Here is a 12,935-nt window from a genome sequence, read left to right as displayed (position 1 = left end):
AACGGCGCCCCGCGTCGTGCCAAGGATGGATCTGATGCTGGGTCGCCTGATCCTCGGGATTGTGAAGGGGCTCATCGTGGGGGGCTTGCTCGGGTTCGGGCTGGCGAAGCTCGGCTACGCGGCGCCCATCGCGATCGTCGCCTACGTGGCCGCGGCGCTCGCCGGGGTCCTCGTGGGGCTCGTCGCGGGCAAGCCCATCTGGGCCAAGGACGCGAAGATCGAGGCGGGGATGAAGGCCTTCGTGGGCGCGCTGCTCGGCGCGGGCCTGATGTACGCCGCGCGGCGCTGGCTGACCATGGAGGTGCCGGCGCCGCTCGGCGAGCTCGGCGGCGCGAACCTGTCGCTCGGCGAGGCCGCGGGGAGCGCGGGGACGTTCGGCGGCCTCGCGATCACGTCGCTCGCCGCGATCGCCGCCCTGCTCGGCGGCTTCTACGAGGCCGACAACGACCCCTCGGACGAGGAGAAGCCGGGCGCGAAGCCGGCGGTGAAGGCGGCGGCCGGGGGCAACAAGCGCATCGCGGCGTCCGCCGCGGCGGACGAGCTCGACGACGACCTCGAGGTCGAGCCCGAAAAGAAGCGCGCGAAGAAGTAGGCCGTGCCGGTCGCGCGAGCGCTCCTCTACGCGGCCTCGCTCGGCGCGCTCGCGCTGGTCGCGCGGTCCTTGCTCGTCGCGCCGGTGCCCTTCGCGGTCGCCGGCGCGGCGATCGTCGGGTACCTCGCGCTCGTCCTGTGCGGGGTCTTCTTCCTCGGGCTCGGCATGTTCGTGGACGTGGTGAAGCGCGGCCCGCCCGGCGCGCGGGGCGTCGCGCTGACGTTCGACGACGGGCCCAGCCCGGAGCACACGCCGCGGGTCCTCGATCTCCTCGACCAGGCGGGCGCGAAGGCGACGTTCTTCGTCATCGGCCGCAAGGCCGAGATCCACCCGGAGCTCGTCCGCGAGATCGCGGCGCGGGGCCACGCCATCGGGCTGCACAGCCACGCGCACGACCGGCTCTTTTCGCTGCGCTCGGCCCGCGCCGTCGAGCGCGATCTCCGGCGGGGCCTCGACGTCCTCGAGCGGATCACCGGCGCCCGCCCGACGCTGTTCAGGCCGCCGGTCGGCCACACGAGCCCCCGCATCGCCCGCGCCGTCGACGCGCTCGACCTCGACGTAATCGGCTGGTCGGCGCGGGGGTTCGACGGGCTCGCCGGGGCGAGCCCCGAGCGGGTGGCGGCCCGGGTCGTCCCGGGGCTCCGCGACGGGGCCATCGTGCTGCTGCACGACGCGGCCGAGCGCGACGACCACGCGCCCGCGGGGGTCGCGGCGCTCCCGCGGATCCTCGCGGCGATGAGCCAGCGCAACCTGGTCGGGGTCCGCCTCGACGCGTGGCTCGACGAAGACGGCCGGGACGACGCCCTGGCCTAGACCATTTCTCGCAGGTGGCGCTACGCTCCGTCCGATGGCTGCGCCGGTGAGTCTGACGCTCTTTGCGCATATCGCGGCGAGACCGGAGGACGAGCTCGACCTCGCCGAGGCGGCGCTCCTCATCGACGACGCCGCGTACCCGGGCCTCGACATCCCGCACTACCTCGGCGTGCTCGACCAGCTCGGCGGCGAGGCGCGCCGCGCGATCGAGCGCCCCCTGCGCGCCCCGGAGGCGACGCCCGGCAGCGGCCCGATCGAGCAGCTGCTGCGCTGGTTCTACGGCGATCTCGGGTTCCACGGGAACGCGGGCGACTACTACGACCCGAAGAACAGCTACCTGCACGAGGTCCTCGATCGCCGGACGGGCATCCCCATCACGCTGGCGGTCGTGCTCCTCGAGGTGTGCCGGCGCGCCGGCCTGGAGGCGCAGGGCGTGTCGTTCCCGGGGCATTTCCTGGTGAGGACGCCGGTCCGCGGCGGCGTGCTGCTCATCGATCCGTTCGAGGGCCGGCTGCTCGGCCGGGACGACCTGCGCGCGCTGCACACCCGCGCGACCGGCGCCACGCGCGACCCGGACCCGCGGCTCCTCGTGCCGGCGCAGAAGCGACAGATCCTGGTGCGCATGCTGAACAACCTGCGCTCGATCTACTCGAGCCGCTCGGACGCGGCGCGGCTGCGCAGCGTGCTCGAGCGGATGCAGGTGCTCGCGCCGACCGACGAGCTGCGGAAGGAGCTCGACCAGCTCGGCGGGGAGCGGCCGTGGCCGCCGCTGGGGCGCGGGCTGAACTGACGTAGCCCGATCGCCGCTCGCGCGCTGCGCGCGATGGGATACCCTCGTCGGCATGGGTCAACCTGCCGCGGCCCCCCTGACCTTCGAGGAGCTCTACCAGCGCATCCGCGCCCTTCCCGAGCACCTGACGGGCGAGATCCTGGAGCCCGGCGTCCTCCGCACGATGTCGCGGCCCGGGAAGCGCCACCGCCGCGCGGCCAGGCTCTGTCTGCACGGCCTCGTCCCGTTCGACGCGAACGTCGGCGGCGCCGGCTGGTGGATCGAGCCCGAGACCGAGATCCGCTTCCCCGGCGGCCGGCTCGTCGTGCCGGATCTGTGCGGATTCCGCGTCGAGCGGGTCCCCGAGCTGCCGGACGAGAACCCGCTGACGATCCTCCCCGACTGGTGCTGCGAGGTCCTGTCGCCCGGGACCGCGCGCGACGACCTGGCGGTGAAGCTGCCGCTCTACGCGCGCTCCGGCGTCGGCTGGAGCTGGATCGTGGACCCGATGCGCCGGCTGGTCGAGGTGTTCGAGACGGTCGGCGGAAGGCCGGCGCTCACGGCGACGGCGCAGGACGACGAGCGCGTCGTGCTGCCCCCGTTCAACGGAGAGCTCGCGGTCGCGTCGTGGTGGCTTCCCGGGACCGTCGAGGAGTGAGAGGAGCGTGAGGGCGGCGGTGCGCGCGCGATCCGTTCACTGGCTCGACCACGCCCACGCCGTCCTGTCCCGCCGCCGCCGGCTCTTCGCGGCCGGCTGGGGCGACGAGGGCGTCCTCGAGCGGGTCCCGACCATCGCGCGGTTCTCGGAGCCCCCGCGCGCCGCGGCCGTCACCTGGGGGCGGCCGCGGGCGGACGGGCCCGTCGACGTGACCGACGGCTCCTTCGCCGCCGCGCTCCCGGGCCTGCCGCCCTGCGCGGGCACGGCCTTCGTGCGCCGCATCGCGCCCAGGGCGCCCGAGCGGGGCCGCCGCCGGCCGGTCTACGTCGCGCTGGCCGCCTCCGGCGACGAGGGCTTCGCCGCGCGGACGCGGCTCTTCTGGCCGCTCGCCGCCCGCGAGGGCATCGAGGTCATCCTCCTCGAGAACGCGATGTACGGCCTCCGCCGGCCCCCCGGGCAGCGCGCCACCGCGATCCGCACCGTGGCCGAGCACCTCTTGATGAACCTCTCCACCGTCGAGGAGACGCGCGCGCTCGTCGAGCACCTCGCCCGCGAGGGACACGAGCGCATCGGCGTCGTCGGCTTCAGCATGGGCGGGACGTCGGCGGCGCTGGCCGCGGCGTTGACGGCGCGCCCGCTCGCGGTCGCGGTCTTCGGCGCGGGCCGCAGCGCCGTGCCGGTGTTCACCGAGGGGATGCTGTCCGTCAGCGTCGAGTTCGAGGCGCTCGGCGGGCCCGCGGCGGCGCGGGCGCGGCTCGGCGCCCTCTTCGGCGCCGCCGACCTCGACCGCCACCCGGCGCCGCGGCGGCTCGACGCGACCGTCCTCGTCGGCGGGCGCCGCGACGGATACGTGTTCGCCGAGCAGGTCGAGGCGCTCCACGCGCACTGGAGGCCGAGCGAGCTCCGGTGGCTCGACACCGGGCACGCCGGCGCGATCGTCTACCAGGCCGAGGCGCTCCGGCGCGCCGCCGTCGACGCGATGGCGCGGCTCGGCGCGTAGCGAGGGCGAGGCCCCTCACCCCGCGGCGCCCGGCAGCTGCACCACGAACCGCGCCCCGCCCTCGGCCCCGGCCTCGACCCCGATCGCGCCGCCCGCCGCCTCGACGAGCCCGCGGCACACCGCGAGCCCGAGCCCCGTCCCCTCGCCGACCTCCTTCGTCGTGATGAACGGCTCGAACAGCGTCTCGCGGACCGCCTCGGCGATCCCCGGCCCGTTGTCCTCGACCTCGATCCGCGCGCCCCCGCCCGCGGCCCGCGACGCGCGCACCCAGACGCGCCCGCCGGCGCGCGGCACCGCGTCGGCCGCGTTCAGGAGGAGGTTCAGGAGCACCTGCACCAGGCGGCCGTGCGACAGCTGGACGGGCGGCACGTCGGGCGCGACGTCCCGCACGAGCTCGACCGCGCGGAACGCCTTCTGCGGCGAGACCAGCGAGACGACGTCCGCGAGCGCCTCCGCGACCGAGCCGGAGGGCTCCTCCCCGGCGTCGCCCGCGCCGCGCGCCGCCGGCCGCGCGAAGTCGAGCAGGTCGCGCAAGATCTTGTGGATGCGCTCGGTCTCGCGCTTCATCCGCTCGAGGAACTCGCGCTCCTCGTCGGGCGTGAGCCCCCCGGCGAGCAGGAGCTCCTGGAAGCCGAGGATCGCCGCGATGGGGTTGCCGATCTCGTGCGCGAGCCCCGCCGCGAGCCGCCCCACGGACGCGAGGCGCTCGGAGCCGACCAGCCGCTCCTGCGCGCTCTTCAGGTCCGCCGCGTAGCGCTCGACCTCGGCGATCTTCGCCCGCAGCGACTCCTCGTCGGCCCGGAGGCGGCCCGTCATGTGCGCGAGGCTCGCCCCGAGCTCCGCGAGCTCCCGCGCGCCGGCGCGCGGCGCCTCGAGGTCGCGCGCCCCGCCGGCCACGCGGCGGGCGGCCTGCGACAGCGCGTCGACGGGCCGCACCACGAGGCGCGTCATCGCGATGTACGCGAACACGAGCAGCGCCAGCGCCACGACCCCCGTGTAGAGCGCCACGATCCGGACGAGCGGCGCGGAGGGCACCGTCGACGGGTCGGTCGGCACCAGCACGGCCACGGAGCCGACCTGCGGCGGCCGCGCGCGCGCCGCCTCCGCGCGCGCCGTGTCGGGCGCCGCCTCCGCGCGCGGCGCCGCGTCCCGCGCGTGCTCCGGGACGACGACCAGGAGCGCGCCGCCCCGCGCGGTGCGCACCGCCCTCAGCACCTCCGCGCCCGCCTCCAACGAGGCCGGCAGCGCCGCCGCCACCTCCGGCTCCCCGGCGCGGTCGACGAGCGCGCCCGCCGCGTCGTAGACGCCGATCGCCGACGCCCCGTCCGGCCCGAGCTGCGCCTCGAGCAGCGGCGAGAGCTCCGGCGCCGACCGGCTCGCCCGCGCCGCGGCGACGTGCCCGGCGATCGCGCGGCCGATCGCGCGGGCGCTCGACGCGCGCGCGCCGACCATCGTGGCCCGCGTGAGGTTCGCGACGGCGAAGAAGAGCGGCACGAACGCCAGCACGAGCAGCGCGCCGAGCGCGAACAAGAGCTGAAGCCGGATCCCGAGCCGCACGGCGTGTCCCTGCCCCTCGACGCCATCCTCGCCCAGGTCGCCCCCGATCGCACGCGGCAGACGGCGGATCCGCCGCCCGCGCGCGCCGCCAGGCGGGCCGGCGCGGCGCCGCTCGAGGGGGCTGGGCCGTCGATCGGCCCCGCCGCGACGGAGCCCCGGCGCAGGACCGGCCGTGCGCCGAGGGGAGCCGCGCGCAGGCTCGGGAGCCGTGGACCCAGCGGCGCGCTGCGGCAGCCATGCTAGCCTGACACGTGGGCTGTCCGGCGAGCGACGCGCAGGGCCAGACGGGGAGCGCACCGGGCTCAGGCCGACAGAGCCCGGCGCGCGCCGAGGACGAGCGCGACACGCCGGCCGAGGACGCGTGGGCGCCGGCGCTCCTCGGCGCGCTGGACGCGCTGATGTGGGAGGTCTCCGGCGACGCGCTCGAGCTGTCGGCGGTGCGCGCGCCGGCGAGGGAGCTGTTCGGGCACGCCGCAGAGCGCTGGGCTGCCGATGACGGCCTCTTCTGGCGGCACCAGCACCCGGAGGACCGGTCGCGGCTGCTCGCCTTGGCGCGCAAGGTCCTCGCGGAGGGGTCGACCGAGCGCATCGAGCACCGCTTCTTCGCCGCGGACGGCCGCACGGTGTGGCTGAGCAGCGAGCTCGCCCGCCGCGTGGACCCCGCCGGCAGGGGGCCCGTCGCCCGCGGCCTCTCCATGGACGTCACGCGCGCCAAGGTCGCGGAGGAGGCGCTCCGCGAGAGCGAGGAGCGGGCGCAGGCGCTGCTCGAGTCGACGGAGCAAGGGATCTACGGGCTCGATGGCGCGTGCCGGTGCACGTTCGCCAACCGGGCCTGCGCGCGGCTGCTCGGCTACCGCGACGAGGCGGAGCTCGTCGGCCGCGCGATGCACCAGCTCATCCACCACACGCGCGAGGGCGGCGCGCCGCTGCCCGAGTCGGAGTGCGGGATCTGCCGCACGGCCCGGAGCGGGGAGGCCGCGCACCTCGACGGCGAGCTGCTCTTTCGCGCGGACGGGACGAGCTTCCCCGTCGAGTACTGGTCCCGCCCCGTCCGCAGGCAAGGCGAGGTCGTCGGCGCCATCGTCACGTTCGTGGACATCACCGAGCGGAGGCAGAGCGAGCAGCTGCTCGCCGCGCAGGCGCTCATGGGCGCGCTCCGGGCCGAGGTGAGCGCGGCGCTGTCCCACCCCGGGACGATGCGCGAGCTCCTGCAGCGCTGCGCCGAGGCGATCCGGGCGCACCTCGACGCGGCGTTCGCCCGCATCTGGCTGCTCGACGAGCGCGCGCAGGTCCTGGAGCTCCGCGCGAGCGCGGGGATGTACACGCACCTCGACGGGCCCCACAGCCGCGTCCCCGTGGGCAGCTACAAGATCGGCCGCATCGCGAAGGAGCTCCGGCCGCACCTCACGAACGACGTCCTCCGCGATCCCCAGGTGAGCGAGAAGGGCTGGGCGCAGCGCGAGGGCATGGTGTCGTTCGCCGGCTACCCCCTGCTCGTCGAGGATCGGCTCATCGGCGTCATGGCGATGTTCGCGCGGCGGCCCCTGCACGAGGAGGTGCTCGACGCGCTCGGGACGATCGCGGTCACGGTGGCCCAGGGGATCGAGCGCAAGCGCGCCGAGGACGCGCTCCGGGAGAGCGAGGCGAGGCGCGCCGCCGAGCACGCGGTCCTGCGGCGCATCATCGGGCAGAGCGGCGACGGGATCGTCATGGTGGACGAGCACGGCGTCGTCCGCCTGATGAACCCGGAGGCCGAGCGGCAGCTCGGGCCGGCCACGGAGCTCACGATCGACGCGTGGGCGCGCGCGACGGGCGCCGCCCCGGCGGACGGCGCCTCGGCGCCCGCCGCGGAGACGCCGCTCCACCGCGCCCTGCGCGGGGAGAAGGTGGAGAGCGTCTGCTGGCAGGTCCAGCGGCCGGACGGCTCGGCGCGCGTCCTCTCCGCGAGCGCGTCCCCGCTGCGCCGCGCGGACGGCGCGCCCGCGGGCGCGGTGATGAACACCCGCGACGAGACCGAGCGGCTCCGGCTGGAGCAGGAGCGCGAGCGGCTCCTCCGGAGCCTCGAGGAGGCGGTCGAGGTGCGCGACGAGTTCCTCTCCATCGCGTCGCACGAGCTCAAGACGCCGCTCACGGCGCTCCTCCTCCAGGTGGAGAGCCTGCGCCGGGCGATCCGGCTCGGTCAGGCCACCCAGGACGCGGCGCGGCTCGACGCCAAGCTCTCCACCATCCACCGGAGCGTCTTCCGGCTGAGCGACCTCGTGAACGAGCTGCTCGACGTCTCCCGGATCTCGGCGCGGGGCCTGTCGCTCCGCGTCGAGGAGTTCGACCTCGTCGCGCTGCTCCGCGAGAGCGTCGAGCGGTTCGAGGAGGGGCCGCGCCGGGGCTCGTCGATCCGGCTGCTCGGGAGCGAGGAGGTCCTCGTGCGCTGGGATCGCGCCCGCATGGAGCAGGTGATCACGAACCTCCTGTCGAACGCCGTGAAATACGGCGCCGGCGCGCCCATCGACGTGCGCGTCGAGGCCGACGCCGAGCGGGTCCGGTTCGCCGTGGAGGACCGCGGCATCGGCATCGCGCCCGGCGACCAGGCGCGCATCTTCGAGCGGTTCCAGCGCGCGGCGTCGGTGATGCACTACGGCGGGTTCGGCCTCGGCCTGTGGATCGTGCGGCTCATCGTGGAGCAGCACGGGGGCGCCGTGCGGGTGGAGAGCGCGCCGGGGCGCGGCGCGACCTTCTCGGTCGAGCTGCCGCGCGCCGTCGGCGCGGGCGGCGCCCCGGCGTCAGAGGGCGGCCCGCCGGCGGCGCCCGCCGCGAGGTAGGACGCGCGCTCGTCCTCGCGCCCGGCCGCGAGCCGCCGCGCATCGAGGCGCCGCCCCCGCGTTGTCGCATCCTCACCCACCTCGCCGGCCGATCGCGCGCAGCCGAGAACTGGGCCCGGAAGATCGACCTCTGGTAGCGGCATGCGAGCCCATGGCCAACCTGGTGCTCGCCGTGCTCACCGCCCGCCGTATCGCGCGCAACGCGGCGCCGCTCGCCTGCGCGCTGGCCCTCGGGGGGCTCGTCGTCCTCGACGCGGCCGAGCCCCTGCCGAGGCTCGCGGCCGCCGCGGCGCTGATCGTGCTGGTCGCGGCGCTCGTCCAGCGGGCGCGGCGGCGCGCCGCCGCCATCGAGGCGAGCGCGCTGCTCGACCTCGAGGTCGGCGCCCTCCTCGTCGTCGCGACGTTCGCCGCGGTCCTCCGCCTCGACGGCTCGCTCGACGGCGACGCCCACGCCGCCCTCTACGTCGTCATCGCCCTCGTGAGCGCGTTCGCCCGCCCCGGGGCCTCGCTCCTCGTCGCGCTCGCCGCCGCCGCCCTCGAGCTCGCCGTCCGCTCGGCCATGGCCAAGCGCGGCGCGCCGATCGCGTGGAGCGCCGCCGCGCCGCACATCGGCTTCATGGCCGTCTTCTCGGTGCTGAACGCGGCCATCCTCCGCGCCGAGATCAGCCGCGTCCGGAAGGCCTCCAACACCCGGCTGAAGGCCGAGATCGAGCGGCTCCGCGACGATGCGCGCAGCTACCGCCTGCTCTCCGCCCCGGCCCAGGCGCGCGGCGCCGCCCAGAAGGGCGACGACGAGCGGCTCGCCCGCTCCGGCGTCGAGGAGATCCACCAGTCGGTGCTCTTCGCGCTCCGCCTCCTGCGCGAGTCGCTCGATCTCTACACCGCGATGCTCCTCTGGCAGAACGACGCCGGCACGCACCTGCGCATCAGCGAGCTCGCGAGCGACGCCCCGAACCTCTCCGAGGGCCCGTTCCTCTCGGGCGACGGCGTCTTCGGCGCGGCGATCACGCAGCGCGCGCCGGTCGTCATCGGCGGCCTCAAGCCCGGCTACAAGCTCCCCTACTACGTCGGCCCCTCCCCGGTGCGCGCCGTGTGCGCGCTGCCGGTGTTCGAGCACGGCCAGCTCCGCGGCGTGCTCGTCGTCGATCGCGTCGAGGACCGGCCGTTCTCGCCGCGGGAGCTCGAGCTCATCGACGAGGCGTGCCGCTACGCCGTGCGCGCCATCCAGAACGAGCGCGTCTTCGTCCAGCTGGAGCGCGCCAAGATCGAGCAGGGCAAGCTCTACCGCGCCGCCGAGGCGCTCGGCGCCGCCACGACCGAGCCGGGCGTCATCGAGGCGGGGGTCACGAGCGCCCGCGAGATCACGTCGGTCGATTTCGCGGCGGTCACGCTCTACGACGAGGCCCAGAAGGTCCACGAGATCCGCGCCGTGAGCGGCGACGGCGTCGGCGAGCTGACCGGGCAGCGGTTCCGCCACAACGCCGGGCTCGTCTCGATGGTGCTCCAGAACCGGCACCCGCTGCCGTACCGCGGCGAGTACGACGAGAAGCGGCAGATCGTCTTCACCCGCCGCGTCACGCCGCCGTCGATGCCGTCGATCATCGTGCTCCCGCTCGTCGTCCACGACCGGCCGCTCGGGACGCTGGTCCTCGGCTCGCGGCGGCGCGCGGCCTTCACCGACTCGGTGCGCAGCACGCTCGAGGTCCTCGCGAGCCACATGGCCGTGTCGCTCTCGAACGCGCGGATGATGCGGCGCCTGGAGGAGCTCGCGACCATGGACGGGCTCACCGGGCTGCTCAACAAGCGGGCGATGCTCGAGGTGGCCGACCAGAAGATCACGGCGGCGCGCAGGTTCTCGCGGCGGCTCTCGGTGCTCGTGACCGACATCGACCACTTCAAGAAGGTGAACGACACGTACGGCCACGACGTGGGCGACGTGATCATCAAGGGGCTCGGCGACGTGCTCCGGCGCGCCAAGCGCACGACGGACGCGGTCGCGCGCTTCGGCGGCGAGGAGTTCGTGGTGATCTGCGAGGAGACGGACGCGCGCGGCGCGATGCTGCTGGCCGAGCGCGTGCGCGAGGAGCTCGGCCGGACGACGTTCCACGCGGCCGGGAGCAGCGGCCCGGTGCAGTGCCAGGTCACCTGCTCGATCGGGATCGCCACGTACCCCGAGGCTGGCAGCACGTGGGAGGAGCTCTTCAAGGCCGCGGACGAGTCGCTCTACGTCTCGAAGCGGTCGGGCCGGAACCGCTCCACGGCGTGGTCGCCGTCGATGCGGTCCGGCAGCGGCCACCCGCCCGCGCTGGAGGCGAGCGCGCCGGCGAAGCCCGCGTCGGAGCCGCCCGCGCCGGCGAGGTCCGCGTCGGCGAAGCCCGCGTCGGAGCCGCCCGCGCCGGCGAGGTCCGCGTCGGCGAAGGCCGCGTCGGAGCCGCCCGCGCCGGCGAGGTCCGCGTCGGCCCGGCCCGCCGCGGCGGCGCCCGCGCCGCAGCGCAGGCCGCCCGCGGCGGGCGGCGGCCCGTCGCCCGCGGGGCACGACGGCGCGCCGTCCGGCGGCAAGCGCGCCGCGGCGCCCTCGCTGTCGCCGGCGCAGGGCAGGGCCGCCGGCGAGGCCGAGCCCCGGAGCAAGCCGAGGCGCCCGCCGGAGGTCGATCCGACGAGCAAGCCGAAGACCGCGGCCTGAGGGCGGCGCGCCGCGTGAGGCGCGCGGGACGTGAGGCGCGTGTGGCGGCGCGCGCCGCTTGCGGCGCCCGCGCGGCGGGAACATAAGCCACCTCGGCGAGGCGAAGCCAAGGAGGCGCGATGAGCTCGGATCCGGATCGCGACGACCCGAAGGAGGACCTCAAGCAGGGGCTGAGCCTGCTCTGGCGCGCGGCGCGCAAGACGGCGGTGGACCTGCGCAAGGACCTCGATCGCACGAGCGTCGGCAAGGCGATCGACGACGCCGGGCGCGAGCTCGTGCGGGCGGCGACCAACGTGGTCGGCCGGATCGGCGCCGAGCTGAGCAAGGGGCCGCCGGCGGCGCCGCCGCGCGAGGAGCGCCCGGACGGCAGCGCGGGGGCCGAGGCGCCCGAGGCGCGGCCCACGGGGCCCACGCCGGAGGACCCGGGGTTCCGCATCGCGGTCGACCCGGAGGACAAGGGCGAGAAGCCGCGCTGAGGGCGGGCTTCACGGCGGGCCGGCCGGACCATGGAGGCTCCGCTGAGGGCTTCACGGCGGGCCGGCCGGACCACGGGGGGCCCGCTGAGGGCCGGCTTCACGGGGATCGGCCGGGGGCCAGAGGGGTGTCCCGCTGAGGGCCGGCTTCACGGCGGGCCGGCCGGGGTCGCGGAGCGCCCTGGGCGCCGCGCGGCGATCGCCGCGGCGGTGAGCCCGTCGGCCTGCACGACGCACGCCTGCACCGGCCGGCCCAGCGAGGCGCGCCCCGCCACGGCCCCGCGCTGCGCGTCGAGGAACGCGATCCCGCCGCGCGCGTCGCACAGCGCGAAGCCGCCGGCGTAGGCCGCCCCGCCGAGGAAGTCGGCCTCTCCTGCGTGGGCCCACGCGAGCTCGCCCGAGCGCGCGTCGCGGCCGACGGCGGCCTGGTAGTACGTCGCCACGAAGCGCTCCGCCTCGACGCCGGGCGGCCCGGAGGCGCGGGGGCGGGCGTAGAGGCGCGCCCTGTCCTCGGCCGAGGCGACGGGCGCGAGCACCTCGGTCCCGTCGCTAAGCCAGATCGGCGCCCCGGGCAGCTCGCGCGCCGGCAGCCGCGCGGTCGACGCGCGCCCGGCCGGGCCGAGGCCGATGGCCGCGTCGAAGCGCGTCGCCGCCGAGCCGCCGCCAAAGAAGACGGCGCCGCCGAGCAGGAAGGCGCGGCTCACCTCGGTGCGGAGCAGCGCCCGCGCCGCCTCGCGGCCCGTCTGCAGGTCGAAGACCGTGACGTACCGCCCCTGCCACGGCAGGAACGCGTAGCGCCCCACGACGGCGGGCACGCCGATGTCGGCGTCGTCCTCGATCTGTCGCTGCACCATCCCGTCGTGGCCGATGGCGAGCACCACGCTCATGGTGCCGGTGGTCGACACGAGCGACACCACGGTGGTCTCGCCGTCGTCGCCCGCGCCGCGGAGCCTGCCGCCGGCCCTCCGCGTCCAGAGCAGCCGGCCGGTGCGCGCGTCGAGCGCGAACAGCTCGCCCTGGCCGAGCCCCACGACGACGCTCCCCGCGACGGCTGGCCGCGCGTCGAGCGGGTGCTCGAAGGTCCACGCGGGGCCGCCGCCGAGCGGCACCCCGACGAGCTCGCGCGCCCCCGTGCCGGCCACGACGCCGACGGCCACGTCGGCGCCGTGGGGGATGGGTCTCCCGGCGAAGCGCCGCTGGAAGGCCGCGATGCCGGCGCCGCCGTCGTCCTTCCAGCGCGGGTCGAAGGCCTCGCCCTGCGTCTGTCCGCCGCCGCAGGCGGCGGAGAGCGCCGCGAGCGCGCCGGCAGCCGCGAGGACGAGCGCGCGGGCGGCGGCGCGGGGCGGGCGCGGGGGTCGCATGCGAGGGGTCCTGCGGCGGTCGTAGCGCGGCTCCGGCTGGCCGAGCAAGGAAGCGTCGGGGCGGCGGGGGCGGCGCGAGCGAGGCGGGCGGCGGAGCGGAGGTGCGTGGCCTCGCGCGGCGGCGCGCGCCGCCGTCGGAGGGGGATGGGCTGGGCGTGTTCGTGGCGAAGGTGGGATTCAACCCTGATCGGTGAGCCGGTCGCCCGTGGATGA

Annotated in this window: 10 protein-coding genes; 8 read left to right on the top strand and 2 right to left on the bottom strand. The window is 76.4% G+C overall.

The features are described from left to right. The first annotated feature begins 34 nt into the window (after positions 1-34). From WMF20_RS47155 to WMF20_RS47135, 5 genes are read left to right on the top strand one after another with little or no spacing between them, the layout of a single operon-like run. Positions 35-592, top strand: a complete 558-nt coding sequence (locus WMF20_RS47155) for a hypothetical protein (protein ID WP_129580380.1) — start codon at positions 35-37, stop codon at positions 590-592. 3 nt (positions 593-595) lie between these two features. After that, the gene (locus WMF20_RS47150; RefSeq protein ID WP_437608266.1) at positions 596-1,405 is read left to right on the top strand and encodes a polysaccharide deacetylase family protein; all 810 of its coding nucleotides are present in this window, start codon (positions 596-598) and stop codon (positions 1,403-1,405) included. 46 nt (positions 1,406-1,451) lie between these two features. Then, positions 1,452-2,195, top strand: coding sequence for a SirB1 family protein (locus WMF20_RS47145; RefSeq protein WP_237244745.1), 744 nt, complete (start codon positions 1,452-1,454; stop codon positions 2,193-2,195). A 52-nt stretch (positions 2,196-2,247) separates the two neighbouring features. Beyond that, positions 2,248-2,832, top strand: a complete 585-nt coding sequence (locus WMF20_RS47140; protein ID WP_437608264.1) for a Uma2 family endonuclease — start codon at positions 2,248-2,250, stop codon at positions 2,830-2,832. Between the two features lie 19 nt (positions 2,833-2,851). After that, entirely contained in the window at positions 2,852-3,832 is a 981-nt protein-coding gene (locus WMF20_RS47135; protein WP_437608262.1) for an alpha/beta hydrolase family protein, read from the top strand. Positions 3,833-3,847: 15 nt separating this feature from the next. Here WMF20_RS47135 and WMF20_RS47130 read toward each other — a convergent pair whose 3' ends face one another. Continuing rightward, positions 3,848-5,389 carry an ATP-binding protein gene (locus WMF20_RS47130; RefSeq protein ID WP_437608260.1) on the bottom strand — a complete coding sequence of 514 codons (1,542 nt, stop codon included), beginning with the start codon at positions 5,387-5,389 and terminating at the stop codon, positions 3,848-3,850. A 251-nt stretch (positions 5,390-5,640) separates the two neighbouring features. Between WMF20_RS47130 and WMF20_RS47125 the strand changes: the two genes are divergently transcribed. The 3 genes from WMF20_RS47125 (at position 5,641) to WMF20_RS47115 (ending at position 11,364) form a co-directional block, all read left to right on the top strand. Further along, positions 5,641-8,205: a PAS domain S-box protein gene (locus WMF20_RS47125; protein WP_437608258.1), complete on the top strand. Its 2,565-nt coding sequence runs from the start codon at positions 5,641-5,643 to the stop codon at positions 8,203-8,205. A 151-nt stretch (positions 8,206-8,356) separates the two neighbouring features. Continuing rightward, positions 8,357-10,888: a diguanylate cyclase gene (locus WMF20_RS47120; RefSeq protein WP_437608256.1), complete on the top strand. Its 2,532-nt coding sequence runs from the start codon at positions 8,357-8,359 to the stop codon at positions 10,886-10,888. A 119-nt stretch (positions 10,889-11,007) separates the two neighbouring features. Then, complete coding sequence (locus WMF20_RS47115; RefSeq protein ID WP_437608254.1) at positions 11,008-11,364, top strand: hypothetical protein; 357 nt, start codon at positions 11,008-11,010, stop codon at positions 11,362-11,364. Between the two features lie 146 nt (positions 11,365-11,510). Here the strand turns inward: WMF20_RS47115 and WMF20_RS47110 are convergent, their stop codons facing one another. Then, positions 11,511-12,722: an outer membrane protein assembly factor BamB family protein gene (locus WMF20_RS47110; protein ID WP_437608252.1), complete on the bottom strand. Its 1,212-nt coding sequence runs from the start codon at positions 12,720-12,722 to the stop codon at positions 11,511-11,513. Between the last annotated feature and the right edge of the window lie 213 nt (positions 12,723-12,935).

Source organism: Sorangium sp. So ce834, assembly GCF_051521425.1.
GTDB classification, from domain to species: Bacteria; Myxococcota_A; Polyangia; order Polyangiales; family Polyangiaceae; genus Sorangium; species Sorangium cellulosum_D.
The sequence above is the reverse complement of the archived record's forward strand: the minus strand, read 5'-3'. Positions and strand labels throughout refer to the sequence as shown.